We start from the raw sequence: 26,438 nt of genomic DNA, 5'->3' as shown, positions 1-26,438 counted from the left end.
GCGCTGTAAGCCGCGTGCGGTTCTGCCGCGCCACAAGGGGAGAAATTCGTGAACGTCGCACCAACGGTGAACGCGCCCCGAGAACGGCAGGTGGCCACCCTGGTCATGGCCTGTCTCGGCATGTTCGTCGCCTATCTGCCAGTGACCACCGTCTCGGTGAGCCTGCCCGCCATCCAGAGCGCCCTGCACGCCTCGACCTCCCAGCTGACCTGGGTGCCGTCCGCGTTCCAGCTCCCCATGGCCGCCTTCATCCTGACCGCCGGGGTCTTCGGCGACGTACACGGCCGCAAGAAGGTGTATCTGGCGGGGCTCGCGCTGGCCGCCGTGGGTGCAGCCGTCGCGCTGTCGGCGCAGTCGGTCGAGATCCTGTGGGTCGGCCAGGCGTGCGCCGGTCTGGGCGCGGCCGCTCTGCTGCCCTCGACGCTGGCGCTGATCAGCCATGCCGTGCCCGACCCGCGCAAGCGGGCCACGTTCGTCGGACTGTGGGCGGCGTCCCTGATGGCCGCGCTGGCCGTCGGCCCCATGGTCGCCGGTGTGATCCTCGAGCACACCACCTGGCGCTGGATCTACCTGCCGGCCATACCGGTCGCGGTCCTCACCCTCGCGGTCGCGGCACCGCTCGTGACCGACTCCCGCGCCCCCGGGCAGCGACGGCTTGACTGGCCCGGCCAGATCACCGCGGCGGTGACGATCACCGCGCTCGTCTACGGCGTCATCGAGGGCGGCGGCGCCTCCTTCACCGAGGGCAGGGTGATCGCCGCGCTGTCGCTGGCGGCGGTCGGTGTCGTCGCCTTCGTCCTGGCCGAGCGGCGCAGCGCCGGCCCGATGCTGGACCTGTCGCTGTTCCGCAGCCCCGCGTTCAGTGCGACGACCCTGATTGCCATGATCACGTTCCTCGGGCTGATCGGCTTCTTCTTCGTCCTGAGCCTCTACTTCGGCCTGGTGCAGCGCCTCGACACCCTGCACGCCGGCTACCGGCTGCTGGTCGTCTGTCTGGTTTCCCTGGTGGTGGGCGCGCTGGCGGGGCGTCTGATGCACCGGGTATCGGCCCGCGTCATGATCACCACCGGGCTGCTGGCCGCCACGGGCGCGCTGCTGTCCCTGACCGCGATCGACGCCGGGACCGGTTTCGGTCCGCTGGTGTGGCGGCTGGGCGTGCTCGGCCTCGGGCTGGGCCTGGTGATCACTCCCATGACCGCGACCGCCGTCGCGTCGGTGCCGCATCACCTGGCCGGCATGGCGTCGGCGGGCAACAACGCCTTCCGGCAGGTCGGCGGCGTGCTCGGCCCGGCCGTCCTGGGCACCCTGCTGACCACCAAGAGCGCCGACGCCCTGCCCGGCCATCTGCACGACGCCGGCGTCACCGGACCGGTCGCCCAGCGGATCACCGACGCCGTCAACGCCCACGGCCTGGGCGCGGCGGCCCGGATGAACCTCGGCCAGGACACCGGCCGGGCCATGGGCGCGCTGGGCGAGGCCTTCCTCGACGGACTCCACCTGTGCCTGATCGTCGCCGCGTGCCTGACCCTCCTCGCCGCACTCGTCGGCGCCGTACTCCTGCGGACTGCGCAGCGCACCACCACACCCGCCGCCGGCTCCGCGGATCTGGCGGCGCCCCAAGACGCCGAGCCGACCGTCGAGTTCGAGCCGGAGCCGGTGCTGGTCGGCGCCCATGCCGCTGGGCGGCCGGGGCGGCGGACGGGCCCGGTCGGCTCCACAACCGGCGGTGACACCTCCACGTCTGACGGCACCTCAGGTCCCGTACTGTACGGCCGTATTGGTGACGCCGCGGGAGAGGCCGTCGAGGGAGCCACACTGACGCTGATCTCTCTTGCCGGGCGGCAGCTGGGCCGGGCGGTGGCGCGGGCCGAAGGCCGCTACCGGCTGAGTGCGCCGTATGCGGGCTCGTACGTGCTGATCGCGGCGGCGGAGGGCCATCAACCGCAGGCGTCCACCGTGGTGGTCGGCGAGGAGCCGTTCTCCCACGACGTGCTGCTGTCCGTGATCGGCGGACTGGTCGGCACGGTCGTCTCGGCCGGCGACGGGGCGCCCGTAGAAGGCGCGACGGTGGCGGTGACGGATGTGCGCGGCGAGGCGCCGGCCGCCGAAACGACCGACGCGGACGGCGAGTTCGCATTCGGCGAGCTGCCGGAGGGCGATGTCACGGTGGTGGTGAACGCCGTCGGATTCCGGCCCGTCGCACGGCCGGTACGGGTCTCCGGGCCCCGACTCGCCCGACTGGACGTGGAGTTGTGGCCGGGCGCGGTGGTTCGGGGAACCGTGCGGGCGGGCGCCGAAGGCCTGCCGCTCGCCGACGCGCGGGTCACCCTGGTGGACAAGGCGGGCAACGTGATCGGCACGGCGACCACCGGGCCGGACGGTGCCTATGCCTTCGCCGACCTGGACGAGGGCGACTACTCGCTGATCGCGAGCGGCTATCCGCCGGTGGCCGCACCGGTGGCCGTGGACGGGGCGGGGGTCGAGTTCGACGTGGCGCTGGCTCATGCGGAGAGCTGAGGCGTCGGAACTGCCGGACCGGGTTGCCCGGGGCTGAGTGACCCGGTCCGGTAGGGGGCGCGTCCGTGGGGACGGGAGCGCGCCAGCGCGTGGTCCGGGATCCACATCCCCCGGGGTCCCGGACCACGATGTGCCGCGGTCAGCGGCTCGGTTCGTAGGTGAGCTGCTTTACCTGGCGCAGGACGAGGCACGTCTCGACCGCCTGGATGCCGTCCAGGGCGCCGATCTTCTCGCTCAGGTAGGTGTACAGCTCGTCGGTACTGCGGAAGCGGGCGGAGAGGACGACGTTGGCCTGGCCGGTGGTCGCGGAGGCGAAGTGCACCTCCGGGTGCGCGGCCAGGCTGCGGCCCACGTCCGCGAGCGCGCGGGGGAGCACGGTCAGCCAGAGCATGGCGCTGACGTCCAGGCCGAGCGGCTCGTGATCGTACTGCACGTCGAAGTACAGCACGCCACTGGAGATCAGGGCCTCGAGCCGCCGTTTGGCCGCGGACTCCGTCTGGCCCGTGGCCTTCTGCAGCTCGGTGAGGGTGGCCCGGCCGTCGTGGCGGAGCACCGCGAGGAGCGCCTCGTCCTCCGCGTCCAGGATGACGGGGCCCTCGAACGGCTGCGGAGCCGGCGGCCGCAGCGCGGACTGCTGGTCGGCAGTGAGCGCGTTGGACTTGTGGAGCCAGCCCAGTGAGCCGCCGTAGAAGGGATGCAGCAGACAGTGGGCGGTCACCGAGACGATCTGCCGGGTGCGCTGCAGCCGGTCGAAGAGCAGCTCGTCCCGCTCCTTGCGGCTGCGGGGTTTCATACCGCAGATGACCTCCGTACCGCCCGAGGTCAGGGTCACGTAGAGGGTGTCGGGGCGCTTGGCGAGTGCGTCCGCGAGTTGCTCCGCCACGTCCGGGATGCAGCGCAGCCGTACCAGCCAGGTCTGCCGGCCGAGCCGGTTCTCGTCCGTCATGCCGAGTACGCGCACATGGGCGCTGCTGTGCAGCCGGCGGTAGCGCCGGGCCACCGTCTGGTCGGAGACCCCGAGGACTTCGGCGATACGGCTGAACGGTGCGCGCCCGTCGACCTGCAGCGCCTGGAGCACCTGCAGGTCGAGGGGGTCGAACGAGGGGAGTGTCGGAAAGTCCACCGGTTCTCCTGGGACGGGGGGAGTACGCCGGACCCGGCGGTCCGTCACGCCTCCCGGACCACGTCGGCCACCTGGTCCAGCAGCGCCGTCAGCTGCGCGGCCTTCTCGGGCCCCAACTGCTCGGCGATCCGCCGCTCGATCTCCACGATCACGCCATCGGCCCGGCCCAGCACCTCGCGGCCGGCCCGGGTGAGATGGAGCTCCTGCACATGGCGGTGGCGCGGATGCGCCCGGCGTTCCAGCAGCCCCCGCTCCTCCAGGCGGGCCACCTGGGAGGCCACCGCCTGCGGAGTGACGTTGAGGCGGCGGGCCAGCTCCGCGCCGGTCAGGCCGGGATCGCTGTGGACGGAGATCAACAGGGAGTACTGCGCGGCCGCCATGCCCAGCGGTCGCAGCCGCTGCTCCTTGCGCGCCTGCACGGCCCACTCCGCCCGCCGCAGCGCCCAGGTGACCCGCGCCAGGGCGTCGGCGGCGACCGGCCCGTCGTGGTCTTCGTGTTTCACGCGCCGAGAATACGACACGTGGATGAGTGGCAACTGAGTGGAGATATGTAAAGCAGCTTGATACTCCCCAAGGGGCTGAACAATGATGAGCCCATGTCTCGCACTCTTGCTCTCATCACCGGTGCCTCGTCCGGCATCGGAGCCGCCTACGCACGTCTCCTCGCGGACGACCACGACCTCGTGCTGGTGGCCCGGCGGGTCGACCGACTCTCCGGCCTCGCGGACCAACTCCGCGCAGTCGGCGCGGCAGTCGAGGTGCTGCCCGCGGATCTCGGTACGCCCGAAGGGCTCGCCGTGGTGACCGACCGGCTGGCCGCCGGTGACGTCCGGCTGCTCATCAGCAATGCCGGAGCCGGCGGCTACGCCCGGCTCGCCGACGTCGCCCCGGAGGAGGTCACCCGGCTGCTGGCCCTCAACGCCGTCGCGCCCGTGCAACTCGCGCGTGCCGCCCTGCCCGGCATGTTGGCCGCCGGAAACGGCACGATCGTCACGGTCGCGTCACTGCTCGCCTTCAGCGCCGGACAGGCCAACCCGCACATACCCTCCCGCACCCTGTACGCGGCGGCGAAGGCAGCGACCGTGGCCTTCACGCGGACCCTCGCCCACGAGCTCACCGGCACCGGCGTCCGCGTCCAGGTGGTCTGCCCGGGGCTGGTGGCGACGGAGTTCAACGGCGGTGCCGCACGCAACGTCCCCGTCGCCATGGCGCCGGAGGACGTGGCGCAGGCCGGGCTGGCCGGCCTGCGCCAGGGCGAGACGGTGTGCGTCCCCGGACTGGAGGACCGCACCGCCGCACTCGAAGCCCTGCTGTCCGCCGAGACCGCCCTCATGGCGGGCGGCAACCGGCCGACTCCCGCTGCCCGTTACGGGCGGGCGCAGGTCCACTGAGGGGCCGGTCACCGCCGGGCCCCTCAGTGGGCCGCCGGATCAGGCCTTGCCCTGGAGCCGCCAGATCTGGTTCTTCTTCGTGCTGAGAACGCTCGCCGCGTCGCAGGTCCACTGGTGGACCAGGGCCCGCGGCTGCGTGGACACGTCGGAGACGTCGACACACTTGCCGCTGTGCACGGCCACGAGCTGGTAGTCGTGGCTGTTGCCGAGCGCCGTGACGGGGTTGAGGGTGAACATCTGGTTGGTGCCGCCGTTGCAGGTGTACTGGGCGACGGCGGCGCCGTCGGCCGTGGAGGCCCCGGCGACGTCCAGGCACTTGCCGCTCAGCTCGTTCACGACGGTGTAGGTGTTGATGCGCCCGGACACCGGCTTGAGGTCGAGCATCTGCTGGTAGCCGCCCTCGCAGTAGTACTGCTGGTACTGCGTGCCGTTGGCGGTGCTCAGGTTGGTGTCGTCCAGGCACTGGCCGCTGTTCTGGCTGACGGCGACCGTGGAGACGGTGGTGTTCGACGGCGGCAGCAGGGTGACCGTGTAGCCGTCCTTGGCGCTGGACCACGGGATGCTCAGCGAGGCGGCGTTGTTGCTGACCGTCAGGGTGGTGTCGGAGATGGTCTCCGGACCGGTCACCGCGGCCCCGTTGTTGTACGGGACGCGCTGGACGACCGCACGGACTTTGCCGCTCTCCACCACCGAAGTCGTGTTCAGACCGGTGAGGTTGACGGTGACCGTGCCCGTGTTGCCGCTGCTGCCTAGCAGGATCTTGGCGTTCTTCGCGGAGTTGTCCTTGGTGGCCAGACCGTCCGTGCCGGTGCCCGGCACCAGGTTGACGATGTTGCCGGTCTGCGAGCCGTAGTAGCGGTACATGAACCACTCGCCGAGCGGCAGGTACTGCCCGGCGCTGTTCTTGGTGAGCAGGTTCGCCTCGTAGTCGTGCAGGTTGGTGCCGGAGGCCCAGTTGCCGCGCAGCCCGTCGGCGCCGGCCCGCTCGAGCCGGCCTATGAACCAGGCGCCGCCGCCCGGGGACTGCATGGACAAGGTGGCGTACTCGTTGATCTGGTACGGCCGGGTGTTCGTCAACCCCGCTGCGGCGAGCGTGGAGTTGGCACGGCCGACGTCGGTGACCGGGTCGCCCGGCTCGTCGTGCCAACTCCAGATGTCCGGCGCGACGTTGTTGGCCTTGACGTAGGAAAGGAACGTCGTCCACCAGGAGTTGGCGGAGTTCGGCTGGCCCGCGATGCTGGGCCCGACGATCAACTGGCCCGGGAACGCGGCCCGGACCTTGGCGTAGAAGCGCGACCACATCTGCAGGTACTGGCTCTGCGAGGCGCCCCAGAAGCCGCTGCCGTCGGGCTCGTTCCACAGGTCCCACTCGACCGTCATGTTGTTGGCCCTGACGTCACTGATCAGCTGGGTGACGAAGGCGTCGAACTGCGTCCAGTCGCCGTTGTCACCGGGCCAGCCCTGGCTGGTGGTGCCGTCCGCGCCCCACAGGTCGTGCGGCAGCAGCACGAAGGTGCCGCCGAGGGCCGCGGTCCGCTTGTACTGGGCCAGGGTCGACTTCCAGCGGGTCTGGTAGTCGGCGAGGCTGGTGGCATAGCCGCCGCTGTTGAGCTGGGCGCCGCCGGCCCGCATGAAGTGCCACTTCACGTCCTTGAAGAAGTGGTCCTGCGGCAGCGATCCGTCCGGGGTCATCCCGTAGATCGTCCCCGAGGCGTGATACGTCGGGGCGCCGCCGGCGGTGGCGAAGTCCACCGTGACGGCGGTGTCGGCGGCCCGCGAGGAGGAGGCGGGCAGCAGACTCGCCGCCAGAGCGGCCAACAGGACGGCCGTTGTTGAAACTGGGCGTGCTGAACTCAGGCGCATGTGCGGCTCTTTCGTGTGTGGAGGGGGAGGGGGAGGGGCGCCGACTACTTCTCGGCGAGCGGGGTGACGGCGATCCGGTCGATGACCGGCGCGTACGGCGACCGCTGGTCGTACTGGTGGTAGGTGTCGCCGTTGAAGTCGGGCAGTTCCTCGGCGGTGAAGGTGAGCCGGTTGGTGCCCCCGGTGAGCAGGGCGGCAAGGACCGCGGTGGCGGTGACGCCGGCTCTGGTTCTGCTGCGGATGCGTGGCAATGAGGTCTCCGTGGGTCTCCGTGCGGGGATGAAACACGTGACTCGAACCGGTTCGATGAAATCGTCGGCGGACGCTAGCAGTGCCGAAAGAGCGCCAGCAATACCCTGGGCATCGATTGAACCGGGATTTCGGGGAAGTGGACGCAAGGCATTGACACCCGCTTCGGTGGGCTCCTACCGTCCCCTCACGCGAACCGGTTCGACGATCGGACTCGCGCTCGAACCGGTTCGACCCGTTCAATGCATGTCGACGAAGACCGAGGAAGACGAGGGAGCCCCGTGAACATCGGTGAGATCGCCCGGCGGGCCGGTGTCTCCCGGAGCACCGTCTCGTACGCGCTCAGCGGCAAGCGTCCGGTCTCGGACGACACCCGGCAGAAGATCCAGCGGGTCATCGACGAACTGGGCTACCGCCCGAACGCGAGCGCCCGCGCCCTGGCCAACGGCCGCACCAGCACCCTCGGCCTGGTCTTCCCGCCGGCCGGCACCCATTACACCGGGATGCAGCTGGACTTCATCGGCAGCGTGGTGGAGGCCGCCGCGGCCTACGACTACGACGTGCTGCTCTCCCCGAGCGGCGTGGACAGCGACCGTTCCTTCCAGCGGCTGCTGGCCGAGCGGCGGGTCGACGGCGCGATCCTGATGGAGATCAGGCTCGAGGACGACCGGTTCGAACACCTCGTCGCCGAGAACTTCCCCGCCGTCTGCATCGGCCGCACCGCACGCCCAGACGGCGACTGGTGGGTGGGCCTGGACCACACCGCGCTGGCCGCCGCCTGCGTGCACCACCTCGCCGACCTGGGCCACCGCAGGATCGCCCTCGTCAACCGACCCGAGCGCATGCTCCGCGCCGGCTACGAGTCGGCGCACCGGGGCCTGGACGGCTTCACCAAGGCCGCAGCAGAGCGCGGGCTCACCGTACGGACGTACTGCTGCGGCGACGACGCGCCCGCCGGCGAGGCCTGCGTGGAGCGGATCCTGCACGACGACCCGGCCACCACGGCGCTGGTCACGCTCAACGAGGCGGCGCTGGGCGGCATTTACCGCGGCCTGTCGGTCGCGGGCCGCCATGTGCCGCGCGACTTCTCCGTCACCGGAGTCGTGGCCGGCCGCTGGGCGGAGACGGTGACCCCGCAGCTCACCGCTGCGGACGTACCGGCGGAGCAGATGGGACGCCTCGCCGTAGAACTCCTCGTGGAGCGGCTCGACCACCCCGACGCGGGACCGCGCCACCACCTGCTCGCCCCGCCCATCTCGCTGCGCGCGAGCACCGGCCCCGCGCACATCCACCCGAACCCGGCGCCCGGCACGAACGCCTGACGCCCCCTCACTTCACCTCCCCACAGAACCACTTCACCTGCACCGGCCGCAGCCCGGCCGGTTCCATTCCCGACCCGCGACCCGCATCGCCGGCATGCCTTTCTTCGGCATGCCCTGCCGAAAACACGAAGGAACGCGCCATGAACGGATCCACCGGACGGCGACTCGCCGCCGCGGCCCTGACCGTCGTCGCCCTCGCCACGGGCACCACCGCATGCTCGTCCGGCGGCAGTTCGTCCGCGAAGGGGGGCGACGGCGGGACGTACACGATCTGGGACCCCTACCCGCAGTTCGCCAAGGACTCGGCCTGGGCGAAGCTGCTCGACGGCTGCGGCACCAAGGCCGGGGTGAAGATCAAGCGGACCGCTTTCGACACCAGCGACCTGGCCAACAAGACGCTGCTGGCGGCCCAGCAGGACAACTCCCCGGACGTGCTCATCGTCGACAACCCCGTGGTCTCCACGCTGGCGGAGGCGGGTGTGCTCACGACCACGGCCGACAACAAGGTGGACACCTCCAAGGTCGACCCCAACCTGCTCGCGGCCGGCCAGTCCGGCGGCAAGACGTACGGAACTCCCGTCGGCGCCAACACCCTTGCCCTCTACTACAACAAAAAGGTCCTCAAGGCCGCGGGTGTCGACATCGCCTCGGTCAAGGACTGGAAGTCGCTGACGGCCGCCCTGGAGAAGGTCAAGAAGGCCGGCAAGAAGGGCATCACCTTCTCCGCGATCGGCACCGAGGAGGGCAGCTTCCAGTTCCTGCCGTGGTACTGGGGCTCGGGTGCGAAGCTGACCCAACTCGACTCCGCCCAGGGCGAGTCGGCGCTGTCGCTGTGGTCCGGCTGGCTGAAGCAGGGCTACGCCCCCAACTCGGTCATCAACAACACCCAGACCACCAGCTGGCAGGAGTTCGCCACCGGCGACTACGCCTTCGCGGAGAACGGCACCTGGCAGCTGGCGAACGCCGAGAAGGCAAAGCTCGACTACGGCGTGCTCCCGATACCGGGCGCCGACGGCGGCAACGCCTCCGCCCCCACCGGCGGCGAGTTCGTCACCGTCCCCGTCCAGGGCGCCACCGCCCGCTACGCCACCGCCCGCAAGATCGTCTCCTGCCTGACCAGCGACACCAACCTCTACGACACCGACACCACGCTGTCCTACGTCGCCCCCACCAGCGCCGTGCAGGCCAAGCAGGTCGCCGCCAACGCCGCGTTGAAGCCGTGGGTCGAGGCGGTCAAGGCGGCCAAGGGGCGCACCAGCGACGACCTCGGCACCAAGTACCCCAAGATCTCCGAGCAGTTGTGGAAGGCGGTCCAGACCGCCCTCAGCGGCTCCAAGTCCCCCAAGGACGCGCTGACTTCGGCGCAGGCCGCGGTCAAGTGACGTGGGTCCGATGAAGCAGACGACCTACCCGCCGGACCGACCGCCGGTGCTCGAACAGAACGAAGGGACGACGACCGGGGCCCCTCGGCCCCGGCGCCGCCCCCGCTCCCCACAGTGGGCGGCCTGGGCCTTCCTCACCCCGGTCACCCTCTACCTCGGCCTCTTCTACGCCTATCCGCTCTACCGCAACCTCGACCTGAGCCTGCGTCACTACACCGTCCGCTCCTTCGTCCAGGGCGACGCACCCTTCACCGGTCTCGCCAACTACCGCACCGTCTTCGACGACCCGACCTTCGGCCCGGCACTGACCCACACCGTGGTGTTCACCGCCGTGTGCCTGTTCTTCCAGTACGCCATCGGCCTGGCCCTCGCGGTCTTCTTCAACCAGCACTTCCGGCTCTCCGCGACCCTGCGCGCGCTGTTCCTCGTACCGTGGCTGCTGCCACTGATCGTGTCGGCGTCCACCTGGTCGTGGATGCTCAACAGCGACTCCGGCATCGTCAACGCCGCCCTGCACATCGTCGGCGTCGACCCGGTGAACTGGCTGACGTCACCGTCCTGGTCGCTCACCTCGGTGATCATCGCGAACATCTGGATCGGCATCCCGTTCAACCTGGTGGTGCTCTACAGCGGTCTGCAGTCCATCCCGGCGAGCCTGTACGAGGCCGCAGCCCTCGACGGTGCCAACGCCTGGCGGCGCTTCTGGCACATCACCTTCCCGCTGCTGCGCCCGGTCTCCGCCGTCACCCTCCTGCTCGGCCTGGTCTACACGCTCAAGGTCTTCGACATCATCTGGATCATGACCAAGGGCGGCCCGGCCGACTCCTCCACCACCTTCGCCACCTGGTCCTACCGGCTCGGCTTCGGCAACCTGCTGCCCGCCTTCGGCCCCGGCGCGGCCGTCGGCAACCTGCTCGTCGTCGCCGCCCTGGTCTTCGGCCTGGTGTATCTCCGGGTCCAGCGAAAGCAGACACTGGCATGAACTCCCTGACCCGGCAAGGCCGTTCGGGATGGAAGACAGCCACCGGCCTCGCACTCACCGCCGTCATGCTCTTCCCGGTCTACTGGATGCTCAACGCCTCCTTCACCCGCGACCAGGACCTGCGCAAGAGCCCGCCCGACCTGTTCCCCGTGCACGGCACCCTGGAGGGCTACCGGGCCGTCCTGGACGACCAGTTGCCCTACCTCGGCACGAGCCTCGTCATCGGCCTCGGCACGGTCGTACTGACCGTGGCCCTCGCGGCACCCGCCGGCTACGCGCTCGCCAAACTCCGCCCGCGCGGCGGCGGTGTGCTCGGCTTCCTGTTCCTGGTCGCCCAGATGATCCCCGGCATCATCATGGCGATGGGCTTCTACGCCATCTACCTCAGCCTCGGCCTGCTCCAGTCCGTGCCGGGCCTGATCGTCGCGGACTCCACGCTGGCCGTCCCCTTCGCCGTACTGATCTTCACGGCGTTCATGTCCGGCATCCCCGGCGAGCTGCTGCAGGCCGCGCAGATGGACGGGGCCGGACCCGCGCGCACCTTCGGGTCGATCGTGCTGCCCATGAGCCGCAACGCCGTCGTCACGGTGTCCCTGTTCGCGTTCCTGTGGTCCTGGTCCGACTTCGTCTTCGCCAGCACCCTCGACGGCGGCGGCGCCCACGAGCCGATCACCCTCGGCATCTACCACTACATCGGCAACAACAACCAGGAGTGGAACGCCATCATGGCCACCGCCGTCGTCGCCTCGCTGCCCGCCACGGTGATCCTCGTCCTCGCCCAGCGCTATGTCGCCGCCGGTGTGAGCGCCGGTGCGGTGAAGGACTGACCTCTCCGTCGAACGTCGTCGTCCCTGTCGAAGAAACGAGTACCGCTTGATGACCGCCGACCGATCCGGCCCGGCCTTCTCCCTCCACGACATCCCGTTCAGCACGCACGGCTCCTGGTTCGGCATCTCGCCCGTCCTGGGCGAGCACCGGCGCGCCGACGACCTCCACCTCGTGTCGCACCAGAACGGCATGCACGCCGTGCTGCGCCTCGTCCCCCTGGACGCGCAGACGGGCGAGCGGGCCGACAGCCGCGTCCAGGCGACGCCGAGCCTGCTCCGCTGGGTCCACGGCCGCGGGAGCATCGACTGCGCCTACGAGAGGCCGGACACGGTCCGGATGCGCGGCACGGGGCTCGGCCTGCGCATCATGGCGGCCGCGGAGACCCTGACGCCCTTCACCGGTACGTACTTCTACCGCGACCCGGTGGCCGGGGCGTACGTCTTCACGTCGTACGAGACCGGCCGCCGCTACCGGGTGACCGTACTGTCCGGCGTGGTGGACGAGGTCTCCGGCAGCCAGGCGCTGGGCGCCGCCGACCGTGGCCTCACGATCACCGCCGAGGCCGGGGGGACCTGGGAGGCCGCCGTCGAGGAACTCGACACCGCACGCCGCCCCTACGTGGGGACGGAGGAGTTCGGCCAGGTCGTCACCGCGGCGGAACGCGCCTTCGCCGCCTTCGCCGACGCGGTCGCCCCCTGGCGCTCCTCGCGCACCCCGGCCGCCGAACTCGCCGTCTACGTCCTGTGGTCGGCGACCGTCGACCCGGCGGGCCTGGTCACCCGGCCCGCCGTGCTGATGTCCAAGCACTGGATGGACAAGGTGTGGAGCTGGGACCACTGCTTCAACGCCCTCGCCCTGGCACCCGGAGCACCCGCGCTGGCCCGGGACCAGTTCTCACTGCCGTTCGACCACCAGGACGAGAGCGGGGCCCTGCCCGACTCGGTGACCCACTCCGAGGTCCTCCACAACTTCGTCAAACCCCCCATCCACGGCTGGACCCTGGGCCTGCTCCGACGGCGCCTGCCCACACCCCTCACCTCTGCCGAACTCACCGAGACCTACGCCCGATTGAGCCGCTGGACCGACTTCTGGCTCACCGCGCGCCGCGCACCCGGCGCCGCCCTGCCCCACTACCAGCACGGCAACGACAGCGGCTGGGACAACGCGACCACCTTCGACCCCGAGCGCGTGATCGTCAGCGCCGACCTGGCGGCGTTCCTCACCCTCCAACTGCACGAACTGGCCGCTGTGGCAGCCGAGTTGGGACTGGCCGACGAGGCGAGCCGTTGGAGTCGTACGGCAGAGGCGACACAAGCCGCGATGCTCGACGAACTCTGGACCGGGGAGCGCTTCGTGGCCCAAGGCGTCGACAGCGCACGGACCTGGAGCACCTCCAGCCTCCTGGACCTGCTGCCGATCACGCTGGGCGAGCACCTGCCCGAGAGCGTCGCCAAGACCCTCGCCGTCCGGATCGAGGCACACCTGACCCCGTACGGCCTCGCCACGGAACTGCCCGGCTCCCCGCACTACCGCTCCGACGGCTACTGGCGCGGCCCGATCTGGGCCCCCGCCACCGTCCTGGTCGAGGACGGCCTGCGCCGCGCCGGCCACCACCGCCTCGCGGACGAGATCAGCGCCCGCTTCCGGGCCCTGTGCGAGACCCACGGCTTCGCGGAGAACTTCGACGCCCTCACCGGCACCGGCCTGCGCGACCGCGCCTACACCTGGACGGCCGCCGGCTATCTCCTCCTCGCCGAGGCCTACGAACGCCGAGGCGCCGCACCGCGCTCATCACCCTCCGCCGTATAGGTGTGCACGTTCTGTAAATGGGAAGTCGGTGCGCAGGCCTTACAGCCGCGCACTGACTGTCCGAGATCGGCCGGAGGTGCGACTCTGGGACGAGAGGTGACCGCCGAGGAGAACTCGGGAGGCCCGATGGGACGTGACGTGCCGGCTCTGGTGTTCACCCGGGAGGACCGCCGGCGGTACCGGGAAAAGATGCACACCTGCCTGGACGTGCTCGCGCAGATGCTGCGCGAGTCCGGTTTCGAGAGCGAGCGCCCGCAGGTGGGGCTGGAGATCGAGCTCAACCTGGTGGACGGCGACGGACTCCCGGCCATGCGGAACACCGAGGTGCTGCAGGCCATCGCCGACCCGTCCTGGTCGAGCGAGCTGGGCCGCTTCAACCTGGAGATCAACATCCCGCCCCGCCGGCTGACGGCCGGCGGCCCCGGCTCCTGGGAGCAGGAGATCCGCGACGCCCTCAACCACGCCGAGGAACGCGCCGCGGCGGTGGGCGCGCACCTGATCATGGTCGGCATCCTGCCGACGCTGGGGGAGTCCGACGTGGGCGAGGCCGCCCTGTCCGGCGATCCGCGCTACAAACTCCTCAACGAGCAGATCTTCGCGGCGCGGGGCGAGGACCTGCGCATCCGGGTGGACGGCGTGGAGCGCCTGTCGATGTACGCCGACGCCATCACCCCGGAGGCCGCCTGCACCAGCACCCAGTTCCATCTCCAGGTCGCGCCGAAGGAGTTCGCGGACTACTGGAACGCGGCCCAGGCCGTCGCGGGCGTGCAGATCGCCCTCGCGGCCAACTCGCCCTTCCTCTTCGGCCGGGAGCTGTGGCGCGAGACCCGCATCCCCCTCTTCGAGCAGGCCACCGACACCCGCCCGCAGGAGATCAAGGCCCAGGGAGTACGCCCCCGGGTGTGGTTCGGAGAGCGCTGGATCACCAGCGTCTTCGACCTCTTCGAGGAGAACGTGCGCTACTTCCCGGCGCTTCTGCCACTGTGCGACGAGGAGGACCCGCAGGAGGCACTCGACAGCGGCGGAGTCCCGGAACTGGGCGAACTGACCCTGCACAACGGCACGATCTACCGCTGGAACCGCCCCGTCTACGCCGTCACCGACAGCGGACCGCACCTGCGCATCGAGAACCGCGTCCTGCCCGCCGGCCCCACCGTCGCCGACATCATCGCCAACGGCGCCTTCTACTACGGCCTCACCCGCGCCCTCGTCGACGAGGACCGTCCGGTGTGGACACGGATGTCCTTCTCGGTCGCCGAGGAGAACCTGCACACCGCGGCCCAGGACGGCATCGACGCCCGCCTCTACTGGCCGGGCGTCGGCGAAGTCCCGGTCACGGAACTGGTGTTGCGGCGTCTGCTGCCCCTCGCCCACCGGGGCCTCGAACTGGCCGGCATGGACGCGACCTGGCGCGAGCCCATGCTCGGCATCATCGAACAGCGCTGCGTCACCGCCCGCAACGGCGCGCTGTGGCAGGCGGACACGGTCCACCACCTGGAGAAGACCGGCGCCGACCGCCGGGAGGCGCTGCGGCAGATGACGACGACGTACATGGACTACATGCACCTGAACGCGCCGGCGCATACGTGGCCGGTGGACTGAGACAGCGAGACAGCGACTCAGGTCATCAGTCGGCATCCTTGTACATCGACTCGGGAACGCCGACGTCCGAGAAGATGTCCCATGCCTGCTGTCGCATTGCGTCGGCGGAGGCGCGGTCGGTCATTCGGTGGGCGCGGGCGAGCGCGACGAGGGTGCGGGCCTCGCCGAGGCGGTGGCCCGTGTCGCGGTGGAGGGCCAGGGCGTCCTGACCGAGGGTGATGGCGGTGTCGTACGCAGACTCGGATTCCGCCAGGTTGCACAGGACGGTGAGGGCTTGGCCCTCGACGACGCGGAAGCCGTACTGGCGGGACAGGGTGAGGGCCTGCTCGGCGTGGGGGCGGGCTTCGTTGTGGCTGCCCGTCTGTTGGTGGGTGAGGGCGAGGCCCAGGAGGCTGTCGGCTTCGGTGCGTCTGAATCTCGCCAGGCGAGCCATCGCGAGCGCCTGGCTGCCGATCTGAAGCGCTCGGTCGAGATGTGCCAGTTCTCGATGTGCTGCGGCGATCGTGTTGAGGATGCCGGCCTGAATCCAGCGTCGGCCGGCGTCCTTCACCGTGGCGTAGGCGCGCTCAGCGTGTTTCAGCGCTTCGTCGTGGCGGCCGAGTTCGATGTTGATCTTCGCGACTGCGTCGAGCATCATCCCGCGGCCGGTGCGGTACACACCGCTGTCGTCGGTGGTGACCACCGGCATCAGGACGTCGAGGCCGTCGGCCAGGCGGCCGAGTTCCCAGTACACCCCGCCCAGGTTCTGCAGCGCCAGACTGTCGTTCTGCCAGCCGATCTCCTTGTTCCGGCCGATGGCCAGTTCCAGATGATCGGCAGCCTCTTGGAGCTGTCCCAGATCCCGGCAGGTCACACCGAGGACGACCAACCCCAGCGCTTCGAGGTGCCGGTTACCGACCGCACGGGTGAGCCGCAGGCCGGTGGTGAGATGCTCGTGCGCACTGTGCAGGCGGGCCATGCTCCACTCAACGAGGCTTCTGCCCCCGAGAGCCGCCACCTCGCCCGTCGTCCAGCCGACCTTCCGACTGATGTCGAGCAGGCGAGTGTGGTGATCCAGCGCCGGCCCGTTGCGCCCCCGATCGAACAGGGCCAGCCCGAGGCTGCTGTGCATGGCCGCCTGTCCGATCAGGTCGCCTTCGACCGTGGCCGCGTCCAGCGCCGCCTGCGCGGCGACCTGCCACGTTGCCCTGGGCAGATGGAGCCAGAAGTCGCCGAGCAGCGCGTCGGTCAGGTGCCAGGCAACGGAGCGGGGACCGTGACGGCTCGCATGGTGGATGAGGGCGAGCAGGTTCGCTCGCTCCGTCTCCAGCCACTGTCCAGCCCCGGCCGAGGACGGCAGGCCCTGTTGTCCGCCAGGGTCGAGGCAGCTCGGTAGCTCAGGGAAGAGCCAGGTGCCGGAAGTGGCACGAGCCGCGTGCAGATACCAGATCAGGACGCGACCCAGCGCGGCATCCCGATCTCCCGCCGCCTCCTCCGCCTGCGCACACTCCTGCGCGTACTCGCGAAGGAGATCGTGGAACCGGTAACGACCCACCGTCACCGGCTCGACGAGATGCGCGGCGGCGAGCGCGCCGAGCAGCCGTCGGGCCTGCGGCAGCGGTGCGTCCAGGAGGGCCGCCGCGACCTCGGCGCTGAACTCCGGCCCGGGAAACAGGCCGAGCAGCCGGAACAGTCGGCGCGCCGCGGGCGCCAGCACCCGGTACGACACGGAAAACGCCGCCCGCAGAGGGGAGTTGTCGTCCTCGTCCGGCTCCAGCGCCGCCAGCCGGTTGCCCTCGGACATGTCGGCGACCAGGTCAGCCAGACGCAGACCCGGATCGCCCGCCAGCCGGGCGGCGGCCACGCGCAGGGCCAGCGGCAGGCTGCCGCACAGCCGGATCAACTCGTCGGCCTCGTGCGGTTCGGCGGCCAGCCGCTTCCCGTCGAGGGCCTCGCTCAGCAGGGCGTGGGCCTCCGCAGGCAGGAGGAGGTCCAAGGGCAGGGCGTGCGCCCCGTCGCGGGCCACGAGGTCGCCGAGCCGGTTGCGGCTGGTGACGACGACGCAGCAGGTCGGGCTGCCGGGGAGCAGCGGGCGGACCTGCTCCGCCGAAGCCGCGTTGTCGAGCAGGACGAGCAGGCGTCGGTCCGCCAGCAGCGTCCGGTAAAGGCGTGCCTGCGCCTCGTCGTTGGAGGGGATGTCCGAAGCCTCCAGCCCCAGGCTCCGCAGCAGCAACTCGAGCGCCTCACCGGGTTCGAGGGGCTGCCGGTCGTGGTCGAAGCCGTGCAGGTTGACGTAGAGCTGGCCGTCCGGGAAGCGATCGCGCACCTGGTGCGCCCAGTGCACGGCCAACGCGGTCTTGCCGATACCGGCGGCACCGCCGATGGCGGAGATGACGACGGTGTTCGCTGCGCCTTGCTCCTGTGCGGAGGGAAGCAGGGCATGGAGCCGGGCGAGTTCACCGGTACGGCCGGCGAATCCGGCGGTGTCATGGGGCAGTTCGGCAGGGGCAGGGGCGGCTGTTGCCGGACCATGGGGGAGGCCGGGCCCGGAGACCGTTTGCACGCACGGAGCCGGCGGCAGCAACAGACGCTCGTCGTCCTGCCGCAGCACCGCTTCGTACACCCGGCGCAGCTCCTCACCGGGATCGACCCCGAGCTCGTCGCGCAGCCGCACACGCATGTCCTCGTATGCGTTGAGCGCTTCCGCCTGACGTTCGCAGCCGTACAGTGCCCGCATCCGCAAGGCCACGAGCGACTCGTCGTAGCGGTCGGAAGCGGACAGCCCTGCAAGGTCGTCGAGGGCATCGCCGAACCGGCGCAGCAGAACAAGGCACTTGAGCCGCTCCAGGCGGAGCGCTCGCCGCCGCTCCTCCAACCGCTGCCGCTCGTCCTGGGCGAACGGTCCCGGCAGGTTGGCCAGGGGCTCACCTCGGAACAGCTCGATGGCGGCGGACAACTGGTCTGCCGCGCCCGCCAGATCGCCCGATGCGACGGTCCGCATCGCCGCATCGCCCCGCTCGCCAAGATCCGCCGTATCGAGCCGGACTGCTTCGACGACGAAGCCGTACCAGCCCTTGCCACTGCTGATCACCGACTCCGCGGGCGGGGTGCCCGCCGGATCGAGCGCCCTGCGCAGCGAGTTGACGTGAGTGGGCAGCACCTTGCGACCGCCTGCCGGAGGCTCCGTCCCCCACACCGAGTCGAGCAGTTGCCCGTGACTGAGCACAGCGCCTTGGCGCAGCAGCAGCGCGGCAAGCACGGCCTGCCGCTTGACCGGCCCAAGATCCAGGGGTGTTGCGCCCCGCCAGGCCCGTAACGGCCCGAGCACCTCGATCCGAAGCGGCTGAGGAGTTCCCCCGTCCACCGTGCAACCTCCGCTGCCGTACGTCATCGGAATTTCATCAGCATTGCAGCACCTCGGGCCACGGTGATGACCACGACATCGCACAACCCGCACAACCGAAGGGGGTCCGAGTGACCGAAGTGGAGCTGCTGGCCACGGCGTTGGCCACGGGGGCGGCGACGGGACTCACCGGCACGTCGACTGCACGTGGGGTCGTCCACGACCTCTACGCAGCGTTGAGAGAAGCGGTCCGCCGCCGTTTGGCCGACGGCGGTGGCGTCCGGGGCGGCTACGGCGTACGGGTGCTGGACGCGTACGAGACGGACCCCGACGTCTGGCGCACCCGACTGCTCCAGGTCCTGACGGCCTCCGCGGCGGAGACCGACGAGGAACTCCACGCAGCGGCCCGCGCCGTACTCCGCGCGGACCGCCGGGGAACGGCGCACATCGCCGTGGACGCCGGCACACAGCACAACGCGGTCGCCTCATGACGCAGTTGACGACTCTCCTGGCCACGCTGCCGGGCGCGGGTGTCGCCATGGGACCTCGGGCCGAAGCGAGTTGAGGCACCTGAGCGCAGCCCGCGACCGCTGTTCCATCGGTCGCCGCTGGTGTCAGTCCTCTTGCCGTCGAGGCCGTAGACGACCCAGCGCACTGATCGGGCAGACGCCCGCTTGGCCGAGCGGGGCTTACGCCTCCTACGCCAAATGCGTGGTTCGCGCCAGGGCGTCGAGGGTCGGTTTCACGGCCGGTGGTCGGAGGGCGGGGGCGGGCAGGTTGACAGGGTCATATCTCTGCCTTTGCATGGCCAGCAGGCTTACGGGACACGGGGGAACAGGGGGATTCCATGCCACGTGCCGTTGAAGAACTCCAGCAAATTCCCTTCTCACAGCTCATCGGCGCTCCGCTCAAGGCGGCCGTCGAAGCGCAGGCGCTGGCCGCACAGTCGACCATCGAATTCATCCACAAGGTCGGCTTCAAACAGGCGTCCGTTGGCGGCGAGGATTCCGACCTTGTCTTCTCCGATGTCTCCGAGGACGCCAATGCGGGTGAACTGCGGTCGGTGACCTTCAGCTACACCAAGAAGGGGCAGAACGACGTACCGGCCGAGTTCTCGCTGACCGTGCCGTTTCTTGCGATCACTCCGATCCCGTACATCAGGATCGACGAGATAACGATCGACTTCAACGCCAAACTCACCGACTCGGTTCAGAGGAACACCAGCTCCGAGTTCAAACTCGACTCGTCGGTCAAGGGAAGTTACAGCGCCTTCTGGAGTCCGATCAAAATCGAGGCGAGGGTGTCCGCGACCTACAACCAGAAGTCGAGCACCAGCGAGAACCAGCAGCGCGAGTACACGATGCAGATCCACGTCCGCGCGGGGGCCGACGAGATGCCCGCGGGGCTGTCACGCATGCTCGACATCCTCGAACAGGCCATCCAGGAGCAGCCGAAGACACCGGCCTAGTCGGCCACAGGGCGGGCGGCGAGGACGGGCGGGGGTGGCTGTGCCCAGACTGGGGGAAGTGCTCGGCAGTCTGCTGACCGACGTGGTGCGCGCGCGGCTGGCGGCCGATGCACTGACGGCGAGCGCCGTGGAGGCATATCGTGCCGATCCGGTGCTGGCTTCGTTGTCCGTGCCGCGTGTGGCGGTGTCCGACATGACGGTGCGGCTCAAGTTCCTCATTCTCGGTGTCCTGGTACCGGAGCCGTCGCCGCCCGACACCGTGCGCGCAGCCCGGGTGTGGAACGCGACGGTGCGCGATCGAGTGCTGCCGCGGCTGTTGATCGGCCCCGGCCGGGATACCGAGGGTCTGCGGGAGCCGGTACAGCAGTGGCGTGACGCGGTGCGGGCGGATCCGGTGGCCGTGGACATCCGCGCTCTGCAGCGCGCCCTGGACGGCGACGTGACTCCGCTCGTCGACTCGACGCTCTCTCAGGTGCTGGAGCGTGTACGCACGCTGCCGCCTGCCTCCCAGGCACGATTGGGGAAGATCCGGTTGAAGGAGGAGCTGCAGCGGGAGTTCGCCCGGGAGGCCCCGCCTTTCGCCGAGCAGGTGCGGCAGTGGCAGGCCGCCGAGCAGGCGTTGCGATCGCGCCTCGACGTGGAGGTGGCCGCGGACCGGCTGCAGGAGCGGCCCGCGGAGACCCTGCAGCAGATCGAGCTCACCCTCTCCCTCGCGGATGTCGAGGAGTTCATCGACCTGGCCACCGACACGGAGAGTTGAGCCATGCCCATTCGCGACCTGAACACGCTGGGGCTCGACCAGCTGCTCGGTGCCCTGCTGTCGGCCGTCGTGGGCGGCCAGCGCGAGGCCACGGCCAGCAGTTTGGCCCTGGTCGAGCAGATCGGGCTCGTACGGGGTACCGACGGCGACGAACACTTCCGTACGGTGACCATCCGTTACACCAAGCTCGACGAGAACCAGGAACCCGCGGAGTTCGCCCTCGAAGTGCCGCTGCTGGCCATGGTGGCGATCCCCACCCTCACCGTGAGCCATGCCAAGGTGGCGTTCACGTACGACGTCACCGAGACGACGGTCGAAAAACCCGCGGCCGAGGCGGACCCCCGCACGATTACGCCAGGTCCGCGCGCCCTTGGCGGCCTTACGGCTCAACCGGTCGTCCTCAAGGGCTTCGTGCCGCGGACCCGTACGACACGGGAGAGCAGAGAGACGGCAGGTATCAGCGTCGAGGTCATTGTCGAGAGTGTGCCGCTCCCGATCGGCCTTGAGCGGCTGATCGACCTCACAGAGCTGACGGTGGCGCGGCCTGCCGAGGACGACCAGCCATGACCGGGGCGCCGGACCGCGACAACATCGCCCAGAGCCTGAACGCCGCAGCGCAAGCCCTGGACCATCTCGAGCACTCGCTCCGGGCGGCCGGTTTCCCCGACGGAACCGGCGCCTACCAACGCATGGCCGACGTACTGCTCGCCCAGAGGCTCTACCCGGCATCGCCGGATCCGGAGCTGATGAATGGATTCGAACACATCGGACGGACCGCGGGCCGCATCTACGGGATCCTGCATCCCTACACCGCCGTCATGCTGCGGCTGGCGGCACTCGGGCCGCCAACCGAAGACGCCACCGGCGCCCCGGCCGCCGACACCGCAGTCGCTCGCACCGCGGTCCTCGCCGAGCTGCGACGACGCGGTCGGCGAGGAGCCTCGCTCTCCGTACTGATCCGCGCGACGGGGCTGACCGCCGATGCGGTGGAGTCAGTACTCGATGGCCTCGTCACCGACGGCCACGCGCGGGTCCGCCGTACAGGCGAAGCCCGCTCCTACACCCTCGCCCTCCCCGAGGGCGACTCACCGCGGTCGGTGTCGCGCCGTCCGACACGTCCCACACGAGGTGGGCGATGACCACTGCCACCACCCCGCGCATCTCCGCCACCGTCGGCGCCGGGGGCACCAACACCCCCGCCGACGTCCGCACCGTGCAGGACCTGCTCAACCGCGCCAAAGACGCCGGCCTGGCCGTGGACGGTGTGTGCGGTCCCGCGACCCGCGACGCCATCACCACCTATCAGGCCGGCTTCCTGAGCAGGCCCGACGGACGAGTCGACCCAGGCGGACAGACACTGCGGAGGCTCTCAGCCGAGGCGCAGGAGCGTACAGGTCCGCCTCGAAGCGACCCCGCGGCAGCCGCCGGCCCGACCGACGGGCTCAGGTTGACCCAACTACCCGGCAAGGGCCTGGGCTACTACTCCTACGAGCCCCCGGAGCGCCAGTACTGCACCGACGAGATGCTGCAACTGCTCACCGACACCGCCGCCACGCTGCACCGCGCGGGCCTCGAGATCGGCATCGGCGACATCAGCTTCGAACAGGGCGGCCACATGCCGCCTCACTCGACACATCAGAGCGGCCGCAATGCCGACCTGCGCCCGCTGCGCACCGACAACGCCCGGGCCCCCGTCTCGATCGGTGAACCGCAATACAGCCGCGACAGTACGCGTGTCCTGGTCGAGGCACTGCTCGCCCACTCATCGGTGCGCCGGATCCTCTTCAACGACGACGAGATCTCCGGAGTGCGCTACTTCTCTGGGCACCACAACCACATGCATGTGGAGCTGGGCCGATAGCCCGCAGCGCGGACCTCAGGCGACAGTGATCCAAGTGGCTGAGGTCTGAGCGCCTGCCCGGCCGCGCGGGCGCTGGGCCGATCGCTGACGACGGCAACACCACGAAGGAACCAGCAGCCGACCACCAGCCACCAGCATCGCCGTGCCTCATCCCGGGCCGCGGTGTAACCCGGATCACACTCACCAACTGCAGCGTCCCCACCGGCCCACCGTCTTTCCCTAGGTGTCGGGAGCTGGGCGGAATGGGGACGGTGCGGATGGAGCAGGGTCGAGCCGAAGGGTTCGACGGGTTTGTGGCGGCGCGCTGGTCGGCGTTGTTCCATCTCGCCCGTCTGCTCGTGGGTGGCGATCGGCACCGGGCCGAGGACCTGCTCCAGGAAGCCCTGGTCAAGCTCTGGTTCGTCTGGCCCAAGGTCGCGGAGGAGGCGCCCGAGGCGTACATACGAAAGGTGTTGGTGCGGGCGGCTGCGCGGTCGGCGCGGCGGCGCTGGTGGGGTGAGCGGCCGGTCGAGAAGCTGCCGGATCTGGCGGACGCCGGTGATGTGTCGGCCGTCGTGGCGGAGCGGTCGCGGTTGGAAGCCGCCTTGGCCCAACTGCCGCCGCGGCAGCGGGCCGCCGTGGTGCTGCGCTACTACCAGGACCTGCCCGACAGACAGGTCGCGGAGATGCTCGGTTGCCCGGTGGGCACCGCCCGGTCCCATGCCTCGCGTGGCGTGGCGCGGTTGCGCCGGATCCTGTCCGACGTCATCGAGCCGGTGGGGTGAAGGGGAGTTGATGGATCACTTCGAGCGGGAGTTGGCGCGGATGATGCGCGACGCCCAGGAGCACACCCCCTTCGAGGCCGAGCAGCAGGCGCGTCTGAGGAACGGGGTGCGCGCCCGCCGTCGTGTGCGCGTGGTGCAGAAGGCCCTCGGGTCCGGCCTCGTCGTCATCGGATTCGGCATCGGGTTTCTCCTGCTGCCCCATGCCCCCGCTGAGAACCGGCCACAGGCTCCCCTTCCGCGGCCCGCCGTGAGCCCGGCGTCCCCCAGCCCGACATCGACTGCGACTTCGACTCCGACTTCGAGTCCGACGGAGGTACCGGACGCGAGCCCCACCGGGACCACCGAGGAGGCCTCCCCTCCGCCCACCGCGACCGGGAGTTCGATCACCGTGTCCTCGGACCCGACTCCGACCAGGACCGAGACGGCACCACCCTCCGACACCGGGACGCCGACCGCCCCGACGACACCGTCAAGCACGCCTTCGACGGAGGAGACGGCGACCGACCATCCGTAAGCCCTGATCGCAGCACTGCCACGAGTGACTTCGGCATGCCCTGCCACGGAACCCAAACTTGGATAGATCGTGACAAAGTTGATGGACTCGTCGATGGACCCGTTGAAGGACCGACTGCCACTTCGTACACCCTTGTCGGCGCACCAGCACGAGCCCGTCCTCGACGTGGTCGTCCCGGTCTTCAACGAGGAGCGGGATCTGGAGATGAGCGTGCGGCGGCTGCACGCCCACCTGCGTGAGACCTTCCCGTACCCGTTCCGGATCACCGTCGCCGACAACGCCAGTACCGACGCGACCCCGCTGACCGCCGCCCAACTGGCCGCCGAACTGCCCGAGGTGGAGTGGCTGCGGCTCGACGAGAAGGGTCGGGGGCGGGCGCTGCACGTGGCCTGGTCGGGTTCTACGGCGCCGGTGCTCGCGTATCTGGACGTGGATCTGTCGACCGATCTGGCCGCGCTGCTGCCGCTGGTCGCCCCGTTGATCTCCGGGCATTCCGACATCGCGATCGGCACCCGGCTGGCCCGCGGCTCGCGGGTGGTGCGCGGCACCCGGCGGGAGGTCATCTCCCGTTGCTACAACGCCCTGTTGCGCTCCACCCTCGCCGTCGGCTTCTCCGACGCGCAGTGCGGATTCAAGGCGGTGCGGCGCGATGTCGCCGTACGGCTGCTGCCTCTGGTGCAGGACTCCGCGTGGTTCTTCGACACCGAGTTGCTCGTCATCGCCGAGCGGGCCGGGCTGCGCATCCACGAGGTGCCGGTCGACTGGGTCGACGACCCCGACAGCCGGGTCGACATCCTCGCCACGGCCCTCGCCGACCTGCGCGGCATCGCCAGAATCGGCCGGCACCTCGCCCGCGGCACACTCCCCACGGCCGGACTGCACCGGAGCGACGACAAGCCGCCGGGCGACCTGATCGGCCAACTGCTGCGCTTCGGCGCCGTCGGAGCCGTCAGCACCATCGGATACGTACTGCTGTACGCGCTGTTGCGCCCCGCAGCCGGACCCCAGGCCGCCAACGCGCTCGCGCTGCTGACCTGCGCCGTCGCCAACACGGCCGCCAACCGGCGGCTCACCTTCGGGCTCCGCGGCCGCGGCGGGGCGCTGCGCCACCAGGCGAAGGGCCTGCTCGTCTTCGCCGTCGGACTGGCCCTCACCAGCGGGTCGCTCGCCGCGCTGCACCACTTCGCGCCCGCTGCGGCAGGCTCTACGGAGATCGGGGTGCTCGTCGCCGCCAACCTGGCCGCCACTCTCGTCCGCTTTCTGCTGCTACGGGCCTGGGTGTTCCCCAACCGCCGCCGCGGGACGGGATCCACGGCCGCATGAACCACACGATGACCCCGATCGAGCGCACCGGCACCACAGTTGACCGCCCTGACGCCGGCTCCCTCCTCCCCGGCGACCGCGGGCCGAAGCTGCGCCGGGCGGCGAGGCACTACCTCCCCGTGCTGGCCATGTACGGCGTGCTGAAGCTCATCGGCTTCTCCGTCTTCATGTACCTGCTGGACTCCGCCGGGGACTTCCGCAAGAAGGAGCCGCGCTTCGGCGGCGGCGCCCACGTCTGGGACGTACTGGCCAGCTGGGACGGCTGGTGGTACCAGCAGATCGCCGCGCACGGGTACGACCCCGCGCTCGTCCGGATCCCCGGAGCCACCGGACTGATCACGCTGGAAGGAAACTCGGCGGCGTTCTTCCCGCTCTACCCGGCGACGATGCGGCTCGTCTCCGAGTGCACGGGCCTCGGGCTCCACGGCGCCGGCCTGCTGGTCTCGGTCGTCGCCTCCTTCGTCGCCGCCCTCGGCATCTACGCCGTCACCACCCGGTTCGGCGGCCGACGGGCCGGGCTGGCCGCGGCCGGACTGTGGGCCGTCTGGCCCGGTTCCGGCACGGAGTGGTCGGGCTACTCGGAGTCCCTCTACGTCGCCCTCGCCGTCTGGGCCTGCCACGCCGTCATGAGCGATCGCTGGCTCACCGCGGGCATCCTCACCTTCACCGCCGGCCTGGGCCGCCCCACCGCCGTCGCGCTGATCGCCGCCCTCACCGTGGCCGCGCTGCGGACGCTGTACCATCGCCAGGAGGACGTCGCGCGCCCGATGGCGGCGATCCTGATCGCGCCGCTCGGGCTCCTCGGCTATCTGCTGTGGGTCGGCAACCAAATGGGCGATCTCGGCGGCTACTTCGCACTGCAGAAGGGCGCCTGGGCGCACACCTTCGACTACGGCAGGCAGACGCTCGACGTCTTCTCCTCCCTCGCCGTGGGCCGCTCCGACTACCTCTTCGCCTGCCCCATAGAGGACTTGATCGGTGTGCTGACCGTCCTGCTGGGTCTGCTCCTGATCCCTCTCCTGATCCGGCTGCGCCCGCCCGCCGTGCTGACCGTCTACACGGTCCTCACCTTCGCCCTGGTCCTGGGCAGCCAGCAGATATTCGGCAACGTCTCCCGCTATCTGCTCCCGGCCTTCCCCCTGTTCATCCCGCTCGCCGTCCGCCTGCGCACCCTCGGCCTGCCCTTGCTGTGCGCACTGCTCGGCATCACGGCGGTGGCGTCGGGCTCGTACGCGGGGTACGTGCTCTTCGAACTCGGAGTGCCCTAGGGCTCTTCTGATGGATCTCCGCGGCGTCGCGACGCCCGGCACGCCCTCTCGCCGCACCGGTCAAAAGCCCTAGTAGCTCCGCTACGAGGG

23 protein-coding genes are annotated in these 26,438 nt (G+C 70.2%); 18 read left to right on the top strand and 5 right to left on the bottom strand.

All coding sequences use genetic code 11. The features are described from left to right. The first annotated feature begins 105 nt into the window (after positions 1 to 105). Positions 106 to 2,517 carry an MFS transporter gene (locus ABZ880_RS47555; protein WP_361277341.1) on the top strand — a complete coding sequence of 804 codons (2,412 nt, stop codon included), beginning with the start codon at positions 106 to 108 and terminating at the stop codon, positions 2,515 to 2,517. Positions 2,518 to 2,656: 139 nt separating this feature from the next. Here ABZ880_RS47555 and ABZ880_RS47550 read toward each other — a convergent pair whose 3' ends face one another. Both ABZ880_RS47550 and ABZ880_RS47545 read right to left on the bottom strand, forming a co-directional pair. After that, the gene (locus ABZ880_RS47550; RefSeq protein ID WP_361277282.1) at positions 2,657 to 3,640 is read right to left on the bottom strand and encodes an Lrp/AsnC family transcriptional regulator; all 984 of its coding nucleotides are present in this window, start codon (positions 3,638 to 3,640) and stop codon (positions 2,657 to 2,659) included. A gap of 44 nt (positions 3,641 to 3,684) precedes the next feature. Beyond that, a complete protein-coding gene (locus ABZ880_RS47545; protein ID WP_361277281.1) occupies positions 3,685 to 4,143 on the bottom strand; it encodes a MarR family transcriptional regulator in 459 nt (152 codons plus the stop codon). A 93-nt stretch (positions 4,144 to 4,236) separates the two neighbouring features. On the opposite strand from ABZ880_RS47545, the gene ABZ880_RS47540 reads away from it, so the two are divergent. Further along, a complete protein-coding gene (locus ABZ880_RS47540) occupies positions 4,237 to 5,031 on the top strand; it encodes an SDR family NAD(P)-dependent oxidoreductase (RefSeq protein WP_361277280.1) in 795 nt (264 codons plus the stop codon). Between the two features lie 39 nt (positions 5,032 to 5,070). Here the strand turns inward: ABZ880_RS47540 and ABZ880_RS47535 are convergent, their stop codons facing one another. Both ABZ880_RS47535 and ABZ880_RS47530 read right to left on the bottom strand, forming a co-directional pair. Then, positions 5,071 to 6,849, bottom strand: a complete 1,779-nt coding sequence (locus tag ABZ880_RS47535) for an RICIN domain-containing protein (RefSeq protein WP_361277279.1) — start codon at positions 6,847 to 6,849, stop codon at positions 5,071 to 5,073. Positions 6,850 to 6,938: 89 nt separating this feature from the next. Further along, positions 6,939 to 7,145 (bottom strand): hypothetical protein, encoded by a 207-nt coding sequence (locus ABZ880_RS47530; protein ID WP_361277343.1) that lies wholly within the window; start codon positions 7,143 to 7,145, stop codon positions 6,939 to 6,941. 279 nt (positions 7,146 to 7,424) lie between these two features. Between ABZ880_RS47530 and ABZ880_RS47525 the strand changes: the two genes are divergently transcribed. The 6 genes from ABZ880_RS47525 (at position 7,425) to ABZ880_RS47500 (ending at position 15,068) form a co-directional block, all read left to right on the top strand. Further along, entirely contained in the window at positions 7,425 to 8,465 is a 1,041-nt protein-coding gene (locus tag ABZ880_RS47525; protein ID WP_361277278.1) for a LacI family DNA-binding transcriptional regulator, read from the top strand. Positions 8,466 to 8,605: 140 nt separating this feature from the next. Continuing rightward, positions 8,606 to 9,847: an extracellular solute-binding protein gene (locus ABZ880_RS47520; RefSeq protein ID WP_361277277.1), complete on the top strand. Its 1,242-nt coding sequence runs from the start codon at positions 8,606 to 8,608 to the stop codon at positions 9,845 to 9,847. 10 nt (positions 9,848 to 9,857) lie between these two features. Continuing rightward, a complete protein-coding gene (locus tag ABZ880_RS47515; RefSeq protein WP_361277276.1) occupies positions 9,858 to 10,829 on the top strand; it encodes a sugar ABC transporter permease in 972 nt (323 codons plus the stop codon). Continuing rightward, on the top strand, positions 10,826 to 11,656 hold the full coding sequence (locus ABZ880_RS47510; RefSeq protein WP_361277275.1) for a carbohydrate ABC transporter permease: 831 nt from the start codon (positions 10,826 to 10,828) through the stop codon (positions 11,654 to 11,656). Before ABZ880_RS47515 ends, ABZ880_RS47510 begins: the two co-directional genes overlap by 4 nt. 49 nt (positions 11,657 to 11,705) lie before the next feature. After that, the gene (locus ABZ880_RS47505) at positions 11,706 to 13,466 is read left to right on the top strand and encodes a trehalase family glycosidase (protein ID WP_361277274.1); all 1,761 of its coding nucleotides are present in this window, start codon (positions 11,706 to 11,708) and stop codon (positions 13,464 to 13,466) included. 126 nt (positions 13,467 to 13,592) lie between these two features. Further along, a complete protein-coding gene (locus ABZ880_RS47500; RefSeq protein ID WP_361277273.1) occupies positions 13,593 to 15,068 on the top strand; it encodes a glutamate--cysteine ligase in 1,476 nt (491 codons plus the stop codon). Positions 15,069 to 15,093: 25 nt separating this feature from the next. Here the strand turns inward: ABZ880_RS47500 and ABZ880_RS47495 are convergent, their stop codons facing one another. Beyond that, positions 15,094 to 18,438, bottom strand: a complete 3,345-nt coding sequence (locus ABZ880_RS47495; RefSeq protein ID WP_361277272.1) for a BTAD domain-containing putative transcriptional regulator — start codon at positions 18,436 to 18,438, stop codon at positions 15,094 to 15,096. A gap of 83 nt (positions 18,439 to 18,521) precedes the next feature. On the opposite strand from ABZ880_RS47495, the gene ABZ880_RS47490 reads away from it, so the two are divergent. The 10 genes from ABZ880_RS47490 (at position 18,522) to ABZ880_RS47445 (ending at position 26,348) form a co-directional block, all read left to right on the top strand. Next, on the top strand, positions 18,522 to 18,881 hold the full coding sequence (locus tag ABZ880_RS47490) for a hypothetical protein (RefSeq protein ID WP_361277271.1): 360 nt from the start codon (positions 18,522 to 18,524) through the stop codon (positions 18,879 to 18,881). A 356-nt stretch (positions 18,882 to 19,237) separates the two neighbouring features. After that, a complete protein-coding gene (locus ABZ880_RS47485; protein WP_361277270.1) occupies positions 19,238 to 19,858 on the top strand; it encodes a DUF2589 domain-containing protein in 621 nt (206 codons plus the stop codon). Positions 19,859 to 19,892: 34 nt separating this feature from the next. Then, positions 19,893 to 20,618: a hypothetical protein gene (locus ABZ880_RS47480; protein WP_361277269.1), complete on the top strand. Its 726-nt coding sequence runs from the start codon at positions 19,893 to 19,895 to the stop codon at positions 20,616 to 20,618. A 3-nt stretch (positions 20,619 to 20,621) separates the two neighbouring features. Next, a complete protein-coding gene (locus ABZ880_RS47475) occupies positions 20,622 to 21,185 on the top strand; it encodes a DUF2589 domain-containing protein (RefSeq protein ID WP_361277268.1) in 564 nt (187 codons plus the stop codon). Continuing rightward, positions 21,182 to 21,757, top strand: coding sequence for a hypothetical protein (locus ABZ880_RS47470; protein WP_361277267.1), 576 nt, complete (start codon positions 21,182 to 21,184; stop codon positions 21,755 to 21,757). The genes ABZ880_RS47475 and ABZ880_RS47470 overlap by 4 nt, the downstream gene beginning before the upstream one ends. Further along, the gene (locus ABZ880_RS47465; RefSeq protein WP_361277266.1) at positions 21,754 to 22,479 is read left to right on the top strand and encodes a penicillin-insensitive murein endopeptidase; all 726 of its coding nucleotides are present in this window, start codon (positions 21,754 to 21,756) and stop codon (positions 22,477 to 22,479) included. Before ABZ880_RS47470 ends, ABZ880_RS47465 begins: the two co-directional genes overlap by 4 nt. 257 nt (positions 22,480 to 22,736) lie before the next feature. Next, entirely contained in the window at positions 22,737 to 23,243 is a 507-nt protein-coding gene (locus ABZ880_RS47460; RefSeq protein WP_361277265.1) for a SigE family RNA polymerase sigma factor, read from the top strand. 10 nt (positions 23,244 to 23,253) lie between these two features. Beyond that, positions 23,254 to 23,757 carry a cellulase gene (locus tag ABZ880_RS47455; protein WP_361277264.1) on the top strand — a complete coding sequence of 168 codons (504 nt, stop codon included), beginning with the start codon at positions 23,254 to 23,256 and terminating at the stop codon, positions 23,755 to 23,757. A gap of 93 nt (positions 23,758 to 23,850) precedes the next feature. Further along, positions 23,851 to 25,080 (top strand): bifunctional glycosyltransferase family 2/GtrA family protein, encoded by a 1,230-nt coding sequence (locus ABZ880_RS47450; RefSeq protein ID WP_361277340.1) that lies wholly within the window; start codon positions 23,851 to 23,853, stop codon positions 25,078 to 25,080. A 128-nt stretch (positions 25,081 to 25,208) separates the two neighbouring features. Then, positions 25,209 to 26,348, top strand: a complete 1,140-nt coding sequence (locus ABZ880_RS47445) for a hypothetical protein (RefSeq protein WP_361277339.1) — start codon at positions 25,209 to 25,211, stop codon at positions 26,346 to 26,348. Positions 26,349 to 26,438: the final 90 nt, after the last annotated feature.

Source organism: Streptomyces sp. NPDC047043 (assembly GCF_040644055.1).
Taxonomy (GTDB): Bacteria; Actinomycetota; Actinomycetes; order Streptomycetales; family Streptomycetaceae; genus Streptomyces.
Note: the sequence above shows the minus strand (reverse complement) of the source record. Positions and strands in the feature narration are given on the sequence as shown.

Coding starts and splice junctions, on each gene's coding strand:
- ABZ880_RS47450 (WP_361277340.1), top strand. CDS start 23,851: ATGGACCCGTTGAAGGACCGACTGCCACTTCGTACACCCTTGTCGGCG.
- ABZ880_RS47500 (WP_361277273.1), top strand. CDS start 13,593: ATGGGACGTGACGTGCCGGCTCTGGTGTTCACCCGGGAGGACCGCCGG.
- ABZ880_RS47510 (WP_361277275.1), top strand. CDS start 10,826: ATGAACTCCCTGACCCGGCAAGGCCGTTCGGGATGGAAGACAGCCACC.
- ABZ880_RS47455 (WP_361277264.1), top strand. CDS start 23,254: ATGGATCACTTCGAGCGGGAGTTGGCGCGGATGATGCGCGACGCCCAG.
- ABZ880_RS47555 (WP_361277341.1), top strand. CDS start 106: ATGGCCTGTCTCGGCATGTTCGTCGCCTATCTGCCAGTGACCACCGTC.
- ABZ880_RS47470 (WP_361277267.1), top strand. CDS start 21,182: ATGACCGGGGCGCCGGACCGCGACAACATCGCCCAGAGCCTGAACGCC.
- ABZ880_RS47475 (WP_361277268.1), top strand. CDS start 20,622: ATGCCCATTCGCGACCTGAACACGCTGGGGCTCGACCAGCTGCTCGGT.
- ABZ880_RS47460 (WP_361277265.1), top strand. CDS start 22,737: ATGGAGCAGGGTCGAGCCGAAGGGTTCGACGGGTTTGTGGCGGCGCGC.
- ABZ880_RS47505 (WP_361277274.1), top strand. CDS start 11,706: ATGACCGCCGACCGATCCGGCCCGGCCTTCTCCCTCCACGACATCCCG.
- ABZ880_RS47445 (WP_361277339.1), top strand. CDS start 25,209: ATGTACGGCGTGCTGAAGCTCATCGGCTTCTCCGTCTTCATGTACCTG.
- ABZ880_RS47540 (WP_361277280.1), top strand. CDS start 4,237: ATGTCTCGCACTCTTGCTCTCATCACCGGTGCCTCGTCCGGCATCGGA.
- ABZ880_RS47485 (WP_361277270.1), top strand. CDS start 19,238: ATGCCACGTGCCGTTGAAGAACTCCAGCAAATTCCCTTCTCACAGCTC.
- ABZ880_RS47465 (WP_361277266.1), top strand. CDS start 21,754: ATGACCACTGCCACCACCCCGCGCATCTCCGCCACCGTCGGCGCCGGG.
- ABZ880_RS47520 (WP_361277277.1), top strand. CDS start 8,606: ATGAACGGATCCACCGGACGGCGACTCGCCGCCGCGGCCCTGACCGTC.
- ABZ880_RS47515 (WP_361277276.1), top strand. CDS start 9,858: ATGAAGCAGACGACCTACCCGCCGGACCGACCGCCGGTGCTCGAACAG.
- ABZ880_RS47495 (WP_361277272.1), bottom strand. CDS start 18,438: ATGACGTACGGCAGCGGAGGTTGCACGGTGGACGGGGGAACTCCTCAG.